Below are 18,863 nucleotides of genomic sequence, written 5' to 3'. Positions count from 1 at the left end.
GACTTTAAATCTCAGAAATTAACGGAGTAGCAAAGTGAAAAGACTCAGTTTCGATGAAGGGGCAGCACTGCTGAGAGACGCTGACTTGCTGGAATTAGGCAGGCTGGCGGACGAAGCAAGGAAAGAACTGCATCCGGAAGGTGTGGTGACATTCGTTATCGACAGAAATATTAACTATTCAAATATATGCACCTGTAAATGCTCTTTCTGCGCATTTTACAGAAGTGTTGATGATAAAGATGCATATGTGATGGACAAAGATACTCTTCGTCAGAAGATTGAAGAGACAAAAGCCCTTGGCGGTACACAGATATTGCTTCAGGGGGGGCTTCACCCTGACTTGCCCATAGAATTTTATGAAGATATGCTTCGCTTTATGAAAGAGCTGGGTGTGTGGGTGCACGGCTTTTCTGCTCCGGAGGTGCATCACATAGCTAAATTATCAGGACTTAGCGTTGAGCAGGCAATCAAAAGACTGACCGCTGCCGGGCTGGACAGTATTCCCGGTGCAGGAGCAGAGATACTCATAGACGAGGAGCGCAAAAAGATAAGCCCCAACAAGATATCTGTGGATAAGTGGCTGGCTGTGATGGATACAGCGCATAAGCTGGGTATGAAGACGACAGCTACTATGATGTTTAAGAAAGAGGACGGACCGGAAAAGATAATAGAGCATCTGGACAGAATACGAAAACAGCAGGACAGCTCAGGCGGTTTTACTGCTTTTATTCCGTGGCCTTTTCAACCTGACAACACGGAGCTGGGCGGAGGGCATGTTACAGCAGTTGAATACCTGCGTGTTCTCGCTATAAGCCGTCTTTACCTTGATAATGTACCTAATATTCAGGTATCATGGGTTACACAGGGACCGAAGACCGGGCAGACTGCCCTTTATTTCGGAGGGAACGATTTTGGTTCACTGATGATAGAGGAAAACGTTGTGGCTGCTTGCGGGGCAAGCTTTCGCATGAGTGTGGACGAGATAAAAAACACCATAGACAGAGCCGGTTTCAGACCTGCTCAGAGGGATATGGAATACAATATTCTGAGGTATCTTGATTGAAAAATGACTTTCTGGAGGTTCTTGTAGAAATCTCCGAAAAAATGAACAGTATGTTTGAGATTCATAATCTCCTGCCGGCAATTATTAACATAGCGAAGGAGTATCTGGACGTTAAACGGATATCTCTGATGCTTATCGAAGATGATGTGCTGAAGATGTATGCACATGCAGGGTTTGATGTGGAATATTCTGACGTCAGCCTGCGTCTCGGCGAAGGTATCGCAGGGAAAGTTGCTAAAACAGGTGTCGAGGTTATGGTTAATCACACTGAGGGAACCTGCAAAGAGATGGGCTATGAGGCCTCGTCATTTATGTCTGTTCCTCTGAAAAAGAGCGACAAGGTTCTCGGTGTGTTAAATCTTACGGATAAAGAAGGGGATTATTTTAACGAAACAGATGTAAAAGTAGCCAGATATATAGCCTCTCAGTGTGCTCTTGGCGTTGAGCGTTTCAACATATACAGAGACATGCGCAAAAGTGAAAATCTGCGTGTGGTGGGTATGCTGAACTCCTCTATTGCCCACGATATTAAAAATCTTCTGAATATTGTGCAGTCCTATCTTGAGCTTATGGATATGGAAGAAGGGCTGAATCCTGAGATGCGGGAGTACATAGATGCGATCCATTCCGAGGTTAAGCGTATCCACGGGCTGACTCTGGATCTACTTGATTTTTCCCGACAGCGTGTGACAATTAACATTGAAACTTTCAGAATTTCTGAACTGTTTACAGAAATAGCTAAGCATGCTAACATCATGACTAAAGATACGGACATAGTTGTAGAAGTTACTGCTTTGGATGATCTCACCATGAAAGTGGACAGGGGCAAGATTTTCAGAGTTATCTTTAATCTGGTCTCTAATGCGATAGATGCACTGGGGTGTTCCGGAAAGGTCAGACTGACTGCTGAACAAGATAGCGATTTTTGCGTATTCAGGGTGCGTGATACTGGCAAAGGCGTACCGAAAGAGCATCTGGCAAAGCTCTTTCAGCCATTTTTCTCATCGGGCAAGCATAAAGGCACAGGGCTTGGGCTCGCTATTGTCCAGATGATTGTTGAGGCTCATAACGGTACTATAGAAGTAGATTCTGCAGAGGGCTTATACACAGAATTTACTGTAAGGATACCATACAATTATGAATCTTTTAAAGAACTACACAAGTAAAGGCGAGTCAGAGCTTGCTAAATTTTTAATGAGTAATTACGGACTGCATCTGAATGAGTTTGCATTTTCAAGAGACGATGCCGGCCGTATTGTTATTAAGATTATAGCAGACAAAAATGCTGATGCTGATGCCGAGCTTTTCATTTCAGATGATGGTCTCAGGGCTATGGTAAATGTCTATCCGGCAATCAATAACGGTGCTCCGCTTAATGCTGACTATATCATAGAGCTTCTGAAACATGAGCATATCACAGTGAATATCCACAGGGATGTTATAGATAACGCTGTAAAACTCTGTAACGAAGGCGGTATATCAGAGAATATTATAGTGGCTGAGGGTGTTGAACCTATTCATGGAAAGAATTCTCAGATACTTCTTAATTTTGATCCTATAAAAAACAAACCAAAGATATTACGCAGCGGGCGTGTCGATTACAAAAACATAGATAATATACGAATAGTTAACGAAGGGGACTTGCTCCTTACTAAAAAACCTGCAACCGCAGGAGTAAGAGGACTGAGTGTGCGCAATCAGGAGATTTCGCCTGACCCGGGTATTGATATAGAGATTCAGGTTGGCGAAGGGGTGCGTGCAGAGAATGATGATTCAGAATTTTATGCTACGACAGACGGGTGTGTCACCTTTGTCAGGAATACGCTTGAGGTTTCTCCGATATATATCGTCAGGGGAAATGTTGACTACAGCACGGGGAATATAGTATTTAACGGCAGTGTCCATATTAATAACGATGTGCTTAGTGATTTCAGCGTAAAAGCGGAAAAAGATATATATATAGATGGCTTGTGTCAGGATGCATATCTGGAAGCAGGCGGAAATATTGTCATTAAGCTCGGCGTAAAAGGTGATAACAAAGGCATTATCAAGGCAAAAGGCGATGTCTCTGTCGGCTATGCCGAAGGTGCAAACATAGAGGCGAGAGGGAACATAGAGATACAGAAATATTCCTATCACTCTAACCTGAAAACCGGAGGGATTCTGGAGGCGATAAAAGACCCTGGAGTCATTGCAGGCGGGACAGTAGTTGCCTTTGAAGAGGTACGCATCAATCAGGCGGGGACAAGTGGAAATTCACGCTTTCTTATAAACATAGGAACTAAATTTTATTTTGCAGATGAGCTTGAAGCACTGAAAAGAACAAAAATTAAATACGAAGAAAACAAAGCAAAGATTGACGAATTCCTCGGCAGTGTTAATTTAAAAAGCAAAGAAGTGCTTACTAACCCAAAAGTCCGGCAGTTGATTACTATGAGAAAGCAGATAGACGCTAAAATCACAGATGTTGACGCACAGATGAAAACACTTATAAAGGATGCACATCATCCGAGACCGAAACTTAAAGTGGCAAAAGAACTTTACGGCGGTCTGGATGTCCAGATATATAGAGAAAAACTGAATATTAGGGAAAACCAGAAAAATGTCGTATACTACTTTGAAGATAAATATCAGCAAATCGCACATGTTTCATTGGAAGACCAAGACTGGCAAGAATGAATGACCATATAATTATCAAAGGTGCCAGACAGCACAACCTTAAAAATATCGATCTTAAAATACCCAAGAACAAGCTTGTAGTCATAACAGGTGTGTCCGGATCTGGTAAGTCCACATTAGCTTTTGATACCCTCTATGCTGAAGGGCAGAGACGCTACGTCGAGTCTCTCTCCGCCTATGCGCGGCAGTTTCTAGAGATGATGGAAAAGCCTGATGTGGATTCTATTGAGTACCTCTCACCTGCCATAAGCATAGAGCAGAAATCAATCAGCAGGAACCCACGATCCACAGTCGGAACGATCACAGAAATCTATGACTATATGCGGCTTCTCTTCGCCCGTGCGGGTGCTGTGCACTGTCCGGTCTGCGGAAAGCTTGTCCAGAGTTATTCTGTTCAGCAAATAGTAGACAGGGTGCTTGCTTTTGGTGAAGATGCAAAAGTTGAAATTATGGCTCCTGTTGTCAGGGGCAAAAAGGGCGAATACAAAAAACTATTCGAAAAACTCCTTAAAGACGGTTATGTCCGTGCTGTTATAGATGGAGAGGTGCGCAGACTTGAAGAACCGATTGAGCTGGATAAACAGGTTAAGCACAGTATCTCTGTTGTTATCGACAGGATAAAGATAAAAGAGAGCGTCAACAGAAGGCTTACTGATTCTGTTGAAACAGCTCTTGGGCTTGGAGAAGGGCTTGTTGAGGTTATGACAGATGACCGCAGAGACCTGTATTCACAAAAATTTACCTGCCCTGACTGCGATATAAGCATAGAAGAGATTGAGCCGAGAAGTTTTTCGTTCAACAACCCTTTTGGTGCATGTCCCGAGTGTGAGGGGCTTGGCGAAAAACAGGTTTTTGACACGGAAGCGATAGTCCCTAACGATGAAATAAGTGTCCGTGAAGGTGCCATAGAGCCGTGGCAGCAGTTTGATAACTTCCATTTTTATAATACGCTGGTTGCTCTCTCAGAGCAGTTCGGCATTGATATGAACAAACCATACAGAGACCTCACTGAAAAGCATAAAAAGATTCTCCTCGAGGGGCTGGACGAACCGATCAAAATGTTCACCTTTAAAGGGGAGAAGAAAGTTTTTTACGATAAGAAGTTCAACGGTGTTTTCGGACTTCTGAAAGAGAAGCTTTACACCGGAACACAGACAGACAGAGACTTTGCTAAAAAATATATGTCTGCTCAGAATTGCCCTTCATGTGACGGAGCCAGACTGAAACGCACAAGCCTGTCCGTTTTTGTCGGTGGTAAAAATATTGCAGAGATTTCTGCTATGAATGTTCGTGAAGTCTTGGAATTTTTCGAAGGTGTGACATTTGACGGGTTTATAAAAGATGTCGCAGCTAAGATCATTAATGAGATAAAACGTAGGCTGAAATTCCTTAACGATGTTGGTTTGAGCTATATCACTCTGGAACGGAAGGCGTCAACACTTTCCGGCGGCGAAGCCCAGAGGATACGCCTGGCTACACAGATAGGTTCAGGGCTTACCGATGTCCTTTATGTTCTGGATGAGCCGAGCATCGGTCTTCATCAGCGTGATAACGATATGCTCATAGCCACACTGAAAAACCTGCGGGACATAGGCAATTCGCTGATAGTTGTAGAACATGACGAAGATACTATATACGCATCTGACTTTGTGGTTGATATGGGACCGGGTGCCGGACGAAAGGGCGGTGAAGTGGTTTTTACCGGACATCCGGAAGAGCTGAAACACTGCGAAGGGTCTCTCACAGGTCAATACCTGTCGGGGAGAAAAGCTATAGAGATGTCGGCAGAGAGGAGAAAACCTGACGGCAGATGTATAGAGCTCGCAGGGGCAACAGAGAACAACCTGAAAGATATAAGCGTGAAAATACCTCTCGGTTTAAATATATGCGTGACAGGTGTTTCAGGCTCGGGTAAATCAACTCTTATCATGGATACACTTCAGGTTGCACTGAAGAAAAAACTGCTCAGGAATAACGCAAGAAGCGGTGCTTTCAGAGACCTGACAGGTGTTGAGCAGCTTGATAAAGTTATAGATATTGACCAGTCGCCCATAGGGCGCACACCTCGTTCCAACCCTTCAACATATACCGGAGTTTTTACAGACATCCGTGAAATTTTTGCAATGACGCAGGATGCAAAAGTTCGCGGATACAAAATAAGCCGTTTCAGCTTTAACGTGAAAGGACCAAAGGGCGGACGGTGTGAGACTTGTCAGGGGGAAGGATACATTAAGATAGAGATGCACTTTCTGCCGGATATGTATGTTAAATGTGATGCCTGTCATGGAAAAAGATATAATCGCGACACCCTTGATATACGCTATAAAGGGCAGAATATTGCAGACGTTATGGACATGACAGTTAATCAGGGATTTGAGTTTTTCGAAAATATTCCGAAATTAAAGAATAAGCTTGCGGTTCTGAAGGATGTAGGGCTTGGATATATAAAGCTCGGTCAGCCTGCGACAACTCTTTCCGGAGGGGAAGCCCAGCGTGTTAAGCTCGCAAAAGAGCTGATGAAACGCCCCACAGGAAAAACTTTATATATTTTTGATGAACCCACGACAGGACTTCATTTTGATGATATAAACAAGCTGGTGAAAATTTTCGCACGTCTGACAGACAGCGGAAATACTGTCATCATCATAGAACATAACCTTGATGTTATAAAATGTGCCGACCATATCATAGACCTCGGTCCGGAAGGGGGCGAAGGTGGCGGCGAGATTGTTTTCGAGGGAACACCGGAGGATTGCGCTAAGTGTAAGGCCTCCTACACAGGAAAATACTTAAAGGGTAAACTTGTTACATGAAGAAACTGATTCTTGCTATAATGCTGATATTGACTGCAACGGCAGCATTTGCCGGCATTGAAGAGTACCAGTCCGCCAAAAAGGATCTGGACTATATCGAGCATTCAAGCAAAGTAACCAGAAAATCATATCACATAGTCGCTGACAAATTTCACAGTATCTACGCCAAAGACCCAAGCGGTAAGCTGGCTGATGATTCTCTCTATTATACCGCACGCACATACCACAGAAGCTATGTTCGTTATAAGCAGAGGGCAGACCTTCTGAATGCTCTGAAAAATTTCAAACTGCTGGCATCAAACTATCAGACAAGGCTTGCATCCCTTGCGTACATAGAATCGGCGAATCTTTATGAGGAGCAGAAAGACTATCCCTCGGCGAGGTATATGCTGAAAAAGCTTATAAGCAGGTTTCCTAATACCGAAGATGCAAAGACAGCAGAGGGGAAGCTTGCTGGTATAGAAAAGAAATTCAGAAAAAGCCTATACGCAGACAACCCGAAAATTGAAACAGCCTCCACTGCTGCCAAGCCTGAACCGCCAGTCGTTAATTCTGTCCTGACTGACAAAGAAAATCCGGATGATGACAAATCAGATGATACAGCAGCAGAATCTGCCGCTACGGCGAAGAATAAAGAGGTTGCCTACGGAAGTGAAAACGCATCGTCTGCTGTCCCCGCCGGCAAGGTTGTGGTGAACAGAGTCCGGTACTTTTCTACAGAAGATTATACCAGAGTAGTCCTTGACCTCTCCGGTCAGACGAAATTTGAGAAACACTGGCTGAAAGCTAACCCGCAGTTCAATAAACCGCCCAGACTTTTTCTGGATATCGAAGACGCTGTTATGTCCAGTGAGATTCCGAAGGATATCAACATCAAAGACGGGCTCCTTGACTCGCTCCGCTGGGGGTATAACAGACCTGGCGTGGCACGCGTTGTTCTCGACAGCGACAATGTAAAAGATTTTACAGTGTTTGCTATGTCTAACCCTGATAGGATTGTTATAGATGTCAGCGGTAACCCTCTGGATAAAAAGACCACTGCTTCGTCAACTTATGTCTCTTCAACAAAAAAAGTTCCTTCCGGTACAAAAGTTATCGCCAATGGTGAAGGGAGTGGAACTCTTGCGAGTGTCTTCGGGCTTAAGATCAAAACAATCGTCATCGACCCGGGGCATGGCGGGAAAGATCCGGGAGCCAGCTACTACGGCATAAAAGAGAAGGATGTTGTTCTGGATGTCGGCAAAGAGCTCTACGACATGATAAAGAAGAGATACAAAGATATAGATGTCTATATGACAAGAAATACTGACGTTTTTATACCTCTGGAGGCACGGACTGCCTTCGCCAACAGAAAGAAAGCAGACCTTTTCATCTCTGTGCATGTCAACGCTGCGCCTAATAAAAAAGCCCGTGGTGTTGAAACATATGTACTGAACGTTACAAATGACAAGAAAGCACTTGCTGTTGCTGCACTGGAGAACCAGACAACACAAAAATCCATGTCTGACCTTCAGGGCATTCTGAAAGACATAATGCTGAACTCCAAGCTTGAAGAATCGCTTCAGCTTGCGTCCTTCGTGCAGAAGGCAATGCATAAGAATTTATACAAAACAAGCCGCTACGACCTGGGTGTTAAGCAGGCTCCTTTTTATGTGCTGGTGGGTGCTAAGATGCCCGCAGTTCTGGTGGAGGCCGGCTTTGTCTCAAATAAAAATGAAGCGAACATGCTGAAAACTAAAAGATACCGCAAGCAGATAGCAGAAGGTGTTTTTAACGGTATCAGCTCATATCTTAAAATATTCAACGGCGAATAAGAAACTCCTGGAGAACTTTATGAAGATTATGGCTCTTATCCTTGCTGCGGGCAAGGGGACAAGAATGAAATCTGACCTGCCAAAAGTGCTTTTCGAGGCGGCGGGTAAACCTATGATAGATTATGTCGTGGACGCTGCGAAAGGCGTTTCCGCATCAGAGATAAATGTTGTGATAGGCAATGGTGCAGAGCTTGTGCGTGACCACCTTGGCGGGGAAGTTAACTTCAGCCTTCAGGAAACCCAGCGGGGGACAGGGGACGCTGTTATGGCAGCCGCTGCGGAGGTCGAGAGATTTGACGGGAAAGTACTCATCCTCTGCGGGGATATGCCCCTTATACAATCAGAAACTCTAAATAAATTCATAGAAGAATCAGCAGATAAAGATGTCTCTTTCATAAGTGTGAAGGTGAAAAAACCTGAGGGTTACGGACGTGTTGTGAGAGGTCTGGACGACAGTGTTCTTAAGATAGTTGAAGAGAAAGATGCATCAGATGAAGAGAAACGAATAAACGAGGTGAACACCGGTATATACCTGTGTGACAGCGGAGTGCTTCTCGAAAGGCTGAAAAATATAGACAGCAACAATGCGCAGGGCGAGTATTACCTTACAGATATAGTTGCAGAGGGTGCGTCAGCCTATCTTGCCAAGGATGAGAATGAGTTTATCGGTGTAAACAACAGAGCCCATCTGGCAAATGCGTCAAAGCTGCTCTGGCAGAAAAGAGCGGAAGAGCATATGGCAAATGGTGTTTCACTGATTGACCCGTCTGTGTTTTACTGCGATGACGATGTTGTTATAGAGGCTGATGCTGTTATATATCCTAATGTCTTCCTTCAGAAAGGTACTGTCATCCGCAAGGGTGCTGTTGTCTATCCCGGATGCAGGATAAAGAACAGCGAAATAGGCGAAAACTGCGAAATTAAAGACAACTGCCTGATAACTGACAGCTATGTCGGTGCAAAATCTGCGATAGGTCCTATGGCACAGCTTCGTCCGGGAACAGTGCTGAAAGGGAAAAATAAGATAGGGAATTTTGTAGAGACCAAAAAAGCAGAGATGGGCATAGGCTCAAAGGCGAGTCACCTTACCTATCTGGGTGATGCTGAAATAGGCAAAGATGTTAATATCGGCTGCGGAACCATTACATGCAATTATGATGGTATCAGTAAATATAAAACAGTAATCGGTGACGGAGTCTTTGTCGGGAGTGATGTTCAGCTTGTGGCTCCTGTAACTGTCGGCGAAGGCGCACTCATAGCGGCTGGTTCCACCATTACAAAAGATGTTCCTGCGGATGCTCTCGGCATCACCCGTGCCAGCCAGAAAAATCTGGAAGGCTGGGTCAGCAGATGGAAACAAAAGAGAAAGAAGTAGCCTTTTCAACAGGAAACAGTTGCTTCTGCAAATATATAAAACTCGACTGAAGAATACAGCCAGACAGAACTAGTGTGGTTAAATGTCTATATCAATGAGAGGGGTTTCACGGCGGAGAACTTCTGTCTGAACTTTATAGTTGGTAATGCAGAAGCCGGCATACTTCTCCAGCAGGTCATAACAGTTGTTTTCGTCACTCACATGCGCCAGAAAAATGCGCCCTACTCCGGTGTCGCATATGGATCCGACAAGTTTCAGTGCGTCTCTGTTTGAAAGGTGCCCTTTGTGGGAGGCGATTCTTGCCTGAAGATATTTCGAGTAAGGTCCTTTGGCGAGCATTTCAGGCTCGTAGTTAGACTCCAGCACCAGCAGGTCGCTGCAGCAGAGAAAGTATTCAGTATCCTTAGGAACCGTTCCCAGGTCTGTGGCGAATGTGACCACCTTCTCCCCGAAGCTGAAACGGAAGCCGAGAGGCTCTGCGCTGTCGTGGCTGATGTTGAAAGGGTGTACAGTGAACCCTTCTAGCTCGTATTCTACAAATCCGTTTAATATATAAAACTGAGAAACGTCTATCCCTTTGGCGGAAATTGCCTGTGCTGTCCCTTCGCTGAGGTATACGCTTGGGCTGAACTTGTTCAGAAAGGGTTTGAGTCCCGCCACATGGTCATGATGTTCATGGGTAATGAAGAGGTGTATCTGCTTACCTGCAAAACGGTCTATGTCAACATTAGCTTTGATGGTTTTCAGTGGGATGCCCACATCCACAAATACAACGTGCTTTCCGTTTTCGATAAAGTAGCAGTTGCCTGAACTGCCGGATGAGACACAGCTGAATTTAAGGCTCAAATCAGTCCCTCGTTGGTTTTGAAAAAAGTTAATGCAGAAACAAGCATAGCTGTCAGGCATATTATTATTTTTTCAGGAATGCTCACATCAACCATAAAAAAAGACAGCCACAGAAAAGCAGACAGGAGTTTTCCTGAAAAACCGATTAGTTTATATATTGTCAGCCCCCGCACATTCCAGAAGCCGGATTTTGCAGGGCGGAAGTAAATCACTTTTAAAGTGAATATAACAAGAACGGCTGCTACCCCTCTGTCTATGGGGGCGCCATTCATTCCGTAATAGAGGAGAACTGACAGAACAAGAGCCGCCAGCGTGAATTTAGAAAAACTTATGAGCGGAACTTTAACAAGATATGAAAACATCTGCCCGACAGGGTTTGTAAAAGTTATCTCAGAATCTATATATGCCTTTGCAAAAACAATCAGCAGAAGCGAAAGTATCATTAAAACAGGGTCAGAACCGAAAATGATGCCGATGAGAGGAACCCAGAAAGGTATTGTCTGAAAGATAAAGCACATCCCGAAAAATGGTTTATGGGTCATGTAGCTTATGAGCGGGTTCATTTGTTTGCCCTCTTTTTCAGTTCGGAAAGCAGATTAAGAGCCTGAAGCGGTGTCAATGCGTCAACATCCAGAGCCTTCAGTTCGTCCAGAACAGGGTGGTCATCGAAGACTAGCATTGTCTGAACAACTCCCCTTTCGTGGCTTTTCTGTTTCTTCTCTTTCTTTGGTGTATTCGCTATCCCCTGAGGGGAGAGTTCGTTCTTTTCAAGATTGCGCAGTATGTCGTTTGCACGGGTTATAACTTCCTTAGGCAGTCCGGCAAGCTCTGCAACATGTATGCCGTAGCTTTTGTCTGCTGTGCCAGGGCGAACCTTGCGCATAAATATAAGCTCTCCTTCGTGTTCCACAACCTCTGTGGCGCAGTTTCTTACGCCCTGTGTGGTGAGACTTATGTCGGTCAGTTCATGATAATGTGTCGCAAAGAGTGTTTTTGCGTTTATGTGGTCTGCTATGTATTCCGCCACAGACCATGCTATGGAAACACCGTCAAAGGTGGATGTGCCTCGCCCGAGTTCGTCTAGTATTATTAACGACTTATCTGTTGCGTTGTTCAGTATGTTCGCAGCCTCTACCATCTCTACCATGAAAGTTGATTCTCCGCCTGCCAGATTGTCGCTTGCTCCTACACGGGTGAAGATCCTGTCGACAATTCCAATCTCTGCTTCTGATGCAGGGACGTAAGAACCAATATGAGCCATGAGTGTTATGAGTGCACACATGCGGAGATAAGTGGACTTACCAGCCATGTTTGGCCCTGTGATGATAGTTAGTTTGTTTCTGTTGATGTCCATCTCTATGTCGTTGGGAACGTATGCGGAATTTATATTTTTTTCAACAACGGGGTGGCGTCCTTCTGTTATTTTTATATCGTCAAAGTCGCCTACGAGAGGTTTTCTGTAGTCGTTCTGTACGGCAGTTTTCGCCAGTGACAGCAGGCAGTCCAGCTCCGAAATGGTGGCAGCGGATGAGCGCAGTCGTGCAGCGCTTTCGGAAACCTGCCGGCGGATTTCGCTGAATATTTCATACTCCAGATTTACGAGTCTTGAATCAGCGTGGAGTATCTTTTCTTCAAGCTCTTTAAGCTCCGGTATGATAAAACGTTCAGCATTAACGAGGGTCTGCTTGCGTGTGTACTCTTCCGGTACGCGGTTAAGGTATGCTTTTGATATCTCGATGTAGTATCCGAAAACTTTGTTGAATTTGACTTTAAGGCTGGAGATACCAGTTTTAGCCCTCTGCTCGGATTCTATCTTCAGAAGTATCTGACGGCTGTTCTCTTTGATGTCTTTTAGTTCGTCCACTTCCGGGTTGAATCCCTTTTTGATGAGTCCCCCCTCTGTGATAGTCACGGGGGGTTCGTCTTCGATGGCGCTTTCTATAAGCACTGTGATGTCGTTAAGGTCGTCAAATTCTTCGGTGAGGTCTGCTATGTGAGGGTTCTCACATGATGAGAGCATATATTTTATCGTAGGAAATGTTTCTGTGGAATTTTTCAGCCAGACAAGGTCGCGGGCGTTGCATCTGTTTGCTGAAAGCCTTGTTGTGATACGCTCTATGTCGTAAACACGCTCAAGCTGGTCACGAAGAGCGTCCGCAGTGGTCTGGTTATTTATGAAAAACTCTATTATCTCCTGCCTGCGCAGAATAGTGTTAGTGTTGCGGAGGGGGCTTAGGAGCCACTTCTTAAGTGTCCGTGCGCCCATCGTTGTGTTTGTGTGGTTCAGTACGCTGTACAGGGTGTCTTTTTCTGAGCCGTCACGGCTGTTTTTTACCAGCTCCAGTGTTGATATCGCCACACTGTCCAGATACACCCGCTCGTCGTCAGTGACGAGCTTCGGCTTAAGCAGGGTTACATCCAGCATGACCCTCTGCATGTATTTCAGAGCCATATATATGGGCGCTGCAAAGGTTATTTCGTCAAGCCCGAGGGATTTCATAGCTCCCACACTGTAATGCTCCATAACCTCACGGGATGCCAGTGTTTCTGAAAAGCTTCCGCCGAATTCAAATGCCCCTTCGATTCCTGAGTTAAAGCTCGTTATAATCTCTTTCGGATTGTAGCGTGCTATAGTGTCTCCGGCATAGTTTGCACCGCACTTCTCAAGATAGACCTCTCCGGTGGACAGGTCTGTAAAGGCTATATAGATTTTTTCAGCTTTATATACTGTTGCAAGGTAGTTATTGTCAGTTGCGGGGAGTGCCGCATCGTCTATCACAGTGCCGGGTGTGTGCACTTTTGTGACGCCTCTTTTGACTATCCCTTTCGCCTGTGCAGGGTCTTCAAGCTGATCGCATATTGCGACATTCTTTCCTGCCTTAAGCATCTTTATAAGGTATTGCTGATAGCTGTGATGGGGTACGCCGCACATGGGCATACCGTTATCTTTGTTTTTATCGCGGCTGGTGAGCGCTATGCCCAGAATCTTAGATGTTTCGACAGCGTCATCACCGAACATTTCATAAAAATCCCCCATGCGAAAGAATACGATGGTGTCGGGATATTTCTCCTTCACATCGAAAAACTGCTGCATCATCGGGGTAATTTTCTCAGGTTTGGTCATGTTCGTCCTTTATTTTATAAGCACCTGCAATTGGGCATGAATGAAGAAATGATCTTCTGCTCCCGCCTGAGGCTTGCAGTTGGCTGTTCTCTTTATATTGGTTTTAAAGTTTCAAAGCCCTGACAGTTTGGGCAGGCATCGCTGTATGTCTTTGTACTTGCAGAACAGGCAGAGCATCTGTAATAGTCCGCACCTTCAAGATAGCTTTCAAGGAGGCTGTTCGGAGTGATTGTGAGGGATGCACGGGCGATGTTATTGTTGAATCCGTAATTTTCTATATAGCTGTTGATAAGTTCCTGCGCTTTAGCTTGGTTTTCACTGTGCAGAAGCCTTGATACAGCATAGCCATAGAGAAAAGGATTTCTGGCGCCCTCTGCTATACGTTTCATTACTATCCGCATGAGTTCTTCTGTCCGCCCTGTGTCGTAAAAAACAGACTGAAATTTTGTCATGTCATTCTCGGATGCCGGAAGTTCTGAGTTGATGAATTTATCTATTTCTATTAAAGCTTTTGAGGGTTTGGCAACCATAAGCAGGTTGTCAATCTGCATCATGCTCACACATCTTGATTTCGGTATGTACTTAAGTGCAGTTTTAAGGTATTTGTTTTGCTTTGAGCCTTCTGTTTCAGAGGCGCAGCGGAAATAGCAGTAGCCTGTTTCGTTGTCCAGATTTATCTTTTCGCTTTTCGCGAGCATTTTATATGTGTTTGCTGCTTCTTCATATTTGCCTAATTTACGCAGAGTTTTTGCTCTTAGCAGCACACCTTCTCTGTCAGTGGACATTTCCAGAAGTGAATGGGCGATAGTATAATTTCCCGCTTCAAACATCACCCGTCCAAGTTCAACGGTGAGAGCTCTTTTTGTGCTTGAGTCTATGTCTGCACTGCGGAGTATACTCTCCAGAACATATGTTGCGCGGTCGTATTGTTTATTTTTGCGGAAGACGAGTCCGGCGGCAAAGTATGCCTCTATCCGGTCGCTGTGTTCAAGAGCGGCATTTTTAAGGTGGGCAGATGCTCTCTGGTAGTCCCCCTCGGTAATGGCAGAAAGTCCTTTGATAAAGTCGATGCTGTACTTCAAGCGTTTTCTCTTTTTTCTGAGGCTTCAAAAGGGATGTTACGGAGCCTGACAAGCTCTTCTTCCTGTTTTTTAATCTGCTTCTTCAGGGTTCCCATTTGCCTTTTCAGTTTAAATCTATCCAGCGAATAGAGTATCCCTGTGAGGAGCACCCCGAAAAGCATTGCAGCCAGAATAACTATAAAAGCCGGCAGCTGAACAGCCTCTTTGTTGAAAAAGTAATAAACCTGCATTGGATTGGTATTAAGTATCGCGAAGACAACAATAGCGAGTGTCGCTGCGATTTTTATTATTCCGCTGATAATTTTCATTTTCCTGCCTCCAGATCAAATGCCTCTTTCAGTGTATCGTATGTATCAAATATATGCTCTGAAATAACTCTTGTCTCCCCTAATACGGGCATAAAGTTTGTATCGCCTGTCCATCTGGGCAGAACATGAAAGTGTATGTGCTGACGTATCCCTGCTCCGGCCGCCTTTCCTATGTTGAATCCTGTATTAAATCCCTCGGGGCTGAAAACCTTTTTAAAAACACGCAGAGTAAGCTGTGAGAGCTGCATAAGCTCCAGCATTTCGTCATCATTAAGGTCGCAGAGGTCTCCTGTGTGCTTGTATGGAACAACCATGAGGTGTCCGTTATTATAAGGGTAAAGATTCATTATGATAAAGTTATGTCTGCCTCTGTAGAGGATGAGGTTTTCTTTGTCTTTTGATGGGTCCTGTGCGGGATTGTGGCAGAAGACACATTCGTCACTTTTGCCTATCCCTGATATATATGACATGCGCCATGGTGCCCATAGCCTTTTTACTCCGCTGTCTTCCATATGTTGTTTAACTCCGTAAATACTTCTCCGATTCCTTTATTTATCACAATATCAGCCGTATAGTCCAGCGGCGTTTCTGTCTTATTTATAATAACCAGCAGAGCACCGTGATCTTTTGCGTATTTCGGAAGCAGATTCGCCGGCATAACCTCGAGTGATGACCCTGCAACGATCATCAGAGTGCACCCTGCTGCAAGCTCGAATGACTCTTCAAGGACATCTTTTGGTAAGGATTCGCCGAAAAAAACAATGTCTGGCTTTACTATGTTTCCGCATGTGCATTCCGGTGTAGCCCCGTCCAGCATAAATTTATCAAACACTTCGGCTGTGGAGAAAGACTTTCCACAGATTATGCAGGATGAGGTTTCCATTGAACCGTGCAGCTCGCATATGTTAAAGGAACCGGCTTTTCTGTGCAGTCCGTCTATGTTCTGTGTTATGACAGCTTTAGAGGCTTTTTGTTCTTCCAGCATTGCTATGAACATATGAGCAACGTTTGGTTCTGCGTGTGCGAATGGTGCAAAGAGACCACCGGAGAAAACTTCATAAAATCCTTTCGGGTTTTCAAGGAAGCCCTTCAGGCTGATCAGTTTTGACGAGTCTATTCTGTTCCACAGACCGGAGCCCTCGGAGCGGTAGTCAGGTATACCGCTTTCAGTGCTTGCCCCTGCCCCTGTGAAAAATACATTATACGGATTGTCGGCTATGAGCCGTGCGAGTTTTCTTACATTGTCCATGTTCATATATAGCATAGGAACATTGATCTATAAATACTATTAACTTCTGTGAGGGTGATCGTAAAAAAAATCTTGATTTTTCCCCTCTGAATAGATATATAATAACACTGTTAGCACTCAACGCTTACGAGTGCTAATAAACTTAAAACCAGTGAAAAAGTCATACTGAACACAGGGAAGAATCAATTGTCTACAGTTTGGCTGGGGTTTTGGATCCTTCGCTTATAGCTCAGGATGACAATTAATAAAATGAAATAAACAAGTACTAGGAGGAAAGACAATGGCATCTATCAAACCTTTACAGGACAGAATCATTGTTAAGCGTTTCGAGTCAGAAGAGAAGACTGCTTCAGGTATCATCATCCCTGACAGCGCAAAAGAAAAACCATTCGAAGGCGAAATTATCGCTGTAGGACAGGGGAAAGTATTTGACAACGGCACAAGAGTTGAGCCGACTGTTAAACCCGGCGATAAAGTTCTTTTTGCAAAATATGCAGGTACAGAAGTTAAGTTTGACGGCGAGGAATACCTCATCATGAGAGAAGATGACATCCTCGGTATCATCGAAGCGTAATTGAGTTTTTAATTAACAAACAAATAATAGAAATATAGGAGAGATGAAAATGGCTAAACAGATCACTTTTAGCGAAGACGCAAGACAGGCTATCCTCAGAGGTGTGGATCAGCTTGCTAATGCTGTTAAAGTTACACTCGGACCAAAAGGGCGTAATGTTGTTATAGAGAAAAAATTCGGCTCACCTCTTATCACTAAAGACGGCGTTACAGTTGCAAAAGAGATCGAACTTGAAGATGCACTTGAAAACATAGGAGCTCAGATGGTTAAGGAAGTTGCTTCCAAAACCAACGATGTGGCAGGGGACGGTACAACAACTGCGACAGTTCTTGCTCAGGCTATCTACCGTGAAGGTATTAAAAACGTTGTAGCAGGCGCAAAACCTATGGAAATCAAAAGAGGTATCGACAAAGCTGTTGAAGCTGTTGTTGCTAGGCTCGCTACTATGTCTCAGCCTATTCAGGATAAAAAAGAGATCAGCCAGGTTGGAGCAATCTCCGCTAATAACGATCAGGAAATCGGCGATATCATCGCTGATGCAATGGACAAAGTCGGTAAAGACGGCGTTATCACCATCGAAGAAAATAAATCCACAGAGACTGTACTTGACGTTGTGGAAGGTATGCAGTTCGACAGAGGCTACCTCTCTCCATACTTCGTAACTAATCCTGACAGCATGGAAGCAGTTCTCGAAAATCCATACATCCTTATGCTAGAAAGCAAAGTGTCAAACATGAAGGACATCCTTCCTGTTCTTGAACAGCTCGCTAAGGAAAATGCTCCTTTTATAATCATCGCAGAAGACATCGAAGGCGAAGCTCTCGCTACTCTCGTTGTAAACAAACTTCGCGGTACTCTTAACTGTTGTGCTGTTAAAGCTCCGGGCTTTGGCGACAGAAGAAAAGAGATGCTGAAAGACCTTGCTGTTCTCACTGGCGGTACTGTTGTTTCCGAAGAGACAGGAATGAACATCAATACTGTTACACTTGCTGACCTCGGACGTGCTAAGAAGATTGTTGTGGATAAAGAAAACACTACAATAGTTGAAGGTGCAGGCAATGTTGAAGACATTCAGGCAAGAGTCAACATGATCAAAAAACAAGCTGAAGATACTGCAAGCGACTATGACAGAGAAAAACTTCAGGAAAGACTTGCTAAGCTTTCCGGCGGTGTTGCTGTTATCAAAGTCGGCGCTACAACAGAAACAGAAATGAAAGAGAAAAAAGCAAGAGTTGAAGATGCTCTTTCAGCTACAAAAGCTGCTGTTGAAGAAGGGATCGTTCCTGGGGGCGGTGTCGCTCTCGTTCGTGCTCTTTCTGCCCTTGCAGATGTTAAACTCAGTGAAGACCAGCAGATCGGTGTTGAGCTTGTTAAAAAAGCTCTCACATACCCACTGCGTCAGATCGTTTCTAATGCAGGGTTCGAAGCCTCTATCGTTGTTAATGAGATAGAAAAAGCAGATAAAGATACTTTCGGTTTCAACGCTTACTCAGAAGAGTATGTTGATATGCTCGAAGCTGGTATCATCGACCCTACAAAAGTAACAAGAAGCGCTCTTCAGAACGCAGCATCAGTTGCAAGCCTCATGATTACAACAGAGGCTATCATTACTGATGTTAAAGATGAAAAAGGTGCCGGCGGAATGCCTGATATGGGCGGAATGGGCGGCATGGGTGGAATGGGCGGCATGATGTAATCATCCTGTTCCCCGTTTAATAAAGTCTAATACGTTTCATGAAGCCCGTAAGCCTTTGGTTTGCGGGCTTTTTCTGTTTGAGTTTTTCAAGCTGTTTCGTTACGTCCCTGTGAATCGTATCATTTGTTAGGTGTGAATGAGTATCGTAAAAGAGATGGATGGACTTCTGCGATCCAGTCGCAATGATTTGCCAGATAGGATTATACGTGCACAAGAGCTTCAGTAACTGACAGGCATCTT

15 protein-coding genes are annotated in these 18,863 nt (G+C 44.5%); 8 read left to right on the top strand and 7 right to left on the bottom strand.

All coding sequences use genetic code 11. The features are described 5' to 3' along the window. Positions 1–34 precede the first annotated feature (34 nt). The 6 genes from mqnC to glmU are packed head-to-tail and all read left to right on the top strand — an operon-like array spanning position 35 to position 9,744. Positions 35–1,063, top strand: a complete 1,029-nt coding sequence (gene mqnC / locus DACET_RS14340; RefSeq protein ID WP_013012078.1) for a cyclic dehypoxanthinyl futalosine synthase — start codon at positions 35–37, stop codon at positions 1,061–1,063. Beyond that, positions 1,060–2,229 (top strand): GAF domain-containing sensor histidine kinase, encoded by a 1,170-nt coding sequence (locus tag DACET_RS14335; protein WP_013012077.1) that lies wholly within the window; start codon positions 1,060–1,062, stop codon positions 2,227–2,229. Before mqnC ends, DACET_RS14335 begins: the two co-directional genes overlap by 4 nt. Then, on the top strand, positions 2,201–3,742 hold the full coding sequence (locus tag DACET_RS14330; protein ID WP_013012076.1) for a flagellar assembly protein A: 1,542 nt from the start codon (positions 2,201–2,203) through the stop codon (positions 3,740–3,742). Before DACET_RS14335 ends, DACET_RS14330 begins: the two co-directional genes overlap by 29 nt. After that, positions 3,739–6,555, top strand: coding sequence for an excinuclease ABC subunit UvrA (gene uvrA, locus DACET_RS14325; protein ID WP_013012075.1), 2,817 nt, complete (start codon positions 3,739–3,741; stop codon positions 6,553–6,555). The genes DACET_RS14330 and uvrA overlap by 4 nt, the downstream gene beginning before the upstream one ends. After that, positions 6,552–8,369, top strand: a complete 1,818-nt coding sequence (locus DACET_RS14320; RefSeq protein WP_013012074.1) for an N-acetylmuramoyl-L-alanine amidase — start codon at positions 6,552–6,554, stop codon at positions 8,367–8,369. The genes uvrA and DACET_RS14320 overlap by 4 nt, the downstream gene beginning before the upstream one ends. A 19-nt stretch (positions 8,370–8,388) precedes the next feature. Then, the gene (gene glmU, locus DACET_RS14315; RefSeq protein ID WP_013012073.1) at positions 8,389–9,744 is read left to right on the top strand and encodes a bifunctional UDP-N-acetylglucosamine diphosphorylase/glucosamine-1-phosphate N-acetyltransferase GlmU; all 1,356 of its coding nucleotides are present in this window, start codon (positions 8,389–8,391) and stop codon (positions 9,742–9,744) included. 78 nt (positions 9,745–9,822) lie between these two features. On the opposite strand, the gene DACET_RS14310 is transcribed toward glmU, so the two are convergent. From DACET_RS14310 to DACET_RS14280, 7 genes are all read right to left on the bottom strand, one after another. Next, positions 9,823–10,590 carry an MBL fold metallo-hydrolase gene (locus tag DACET_RS14310; RefSeq protein ID WP_013012072.1) on the bottom strand — a complete coding sequence of 256 codons (768 nt, stop codon included), beginning with the start codon at positions 10,588–10,590 and terminating at the stop codon, positions 9,823–9,825. Then, complete coding sequence (locus DACET_RS14305) at positions 10,587–11,153, bottom strand: hypothetical protein (protein WP_013012071.1); 567 nt, start codon at positions 11,151–11,153, stop codon at positions 10,587–10,589. The genes DACET_RS14310 and DACET_RS14305 overlap by 4 nt, the downstream gene beginning before the upstream one ends. Then, complete coding sequence (mutS, locus tag DACET_RS14300) at positions 11,150–13,714, bottom strand: DNA mismatch repair protein MutS (protein ID WP_013012070.1); 2,565 nt, start codon at positions 13,712–13,714, stop codon at positions 11,150–11,152. The genes DACET_RS14305 and mutS overlap by 4 nt, the downstream gene beginning before the upstream one ends. Before the next feature lie 92 nt (positions 13,715–13,806). Further along, positions 13,807–14,796, bottom strand: coding sequence for a tetratricopeptide repeat protein (locus DACET_RS14295; protein WP_013012069.1), 990 nt, complete (start codon positions 14,794–14,796; stop codon positions 13,807–13,809). Further along, the gene (locus tag DACET_RS14290; RefSeq protein ID WP_013012068.1) at positions 14,793–15,104 is read right to left on the bottom strand and encodes a LapA family protein; all 312 of its coding nucleotides are present in this window, start codon (positions 15,102–15,104) and stop codon (positions 14,793–14,795) included. The genes DACET_RS14295 and DACET_RS14290 overlap by 4 nt, the downstream gene beginning before the upstream one ends. Continuing rightward, positions 15,101–15,616 (bottom strand): HIT family protein, encoded by a 516-nt coding sequence (locus DACET_RS14285; RefSeq protein WP_013012067.1) that lies wholly within the window; start codon positions 15,614–15,616, stop codon positions 15,101–15,103. The genes DACET_RS14290 and DACET_RS14285 overlap by 4 nt, the downstream gene beginning before the upstream one ends. Next, the gene (locus DACET_RS14280) at positions 15,598–16,353 is read right to left on the bottom strand and encodes an SIR2 family NAD-dependent protein deacylase (RefSeq protein WP_244392534.1); all 756 of its coding nucleotides are present in this window, start codon (positions 16,351–16,353) and stop codon (positions 15,598–15,600) included. Before DACET_RS14280 ends, DACET_RS14285 begins: the two co-directional genes overlap by 19 nt. A 280-nt stretch (positions 16,354–16,633) precedes the next feature. Between DACET_RS14280 and groES the strand changes: the two genes are divergently transcribed. Both groES and groL read left to right on the top strand, forming a co-directional pair. Beyond that, complete coding sequence (groES, locus tag DACET_RS14275; protein WP_013012065.1) at positions 16,634–16,927, top strand: co-chaperone GroES; 294 nt, start codon at positions 16,634–16,636, stop codon at positions 16,925–16,927. A 49-nt stretch (positions 16,928–16,976) separates the two neighbouring features. Beyond that, positions 16,977–18,623 (top strand): chaperonin GroEL, encoded by a 1,647-nt coding sequence (groL, locus tag DACET_RS14270; RefSeq protein WP_013012064.1) that lies wholly within the window; start codon positions 16,977–16,979, stop codon positions 18,621–18,623. Positions 18,624–18,863: the final 240 nt, after the last annotated feature.

This window comes from Denitrovibrio acetiphilus DSM 12809 (genome assembly GCF_000025725.1).
GTDB classification, from domain to species: domain Bacteria; phylum Chrysiogenota; class Deferribacteres; order Deferribacterales; family Geovibrionaceae; genus Denitrovibrio; species Denitrovibrio acetiphilus.
This window is presented reverse-complemented; position numbering and strand designations above follow the sequence as displayed.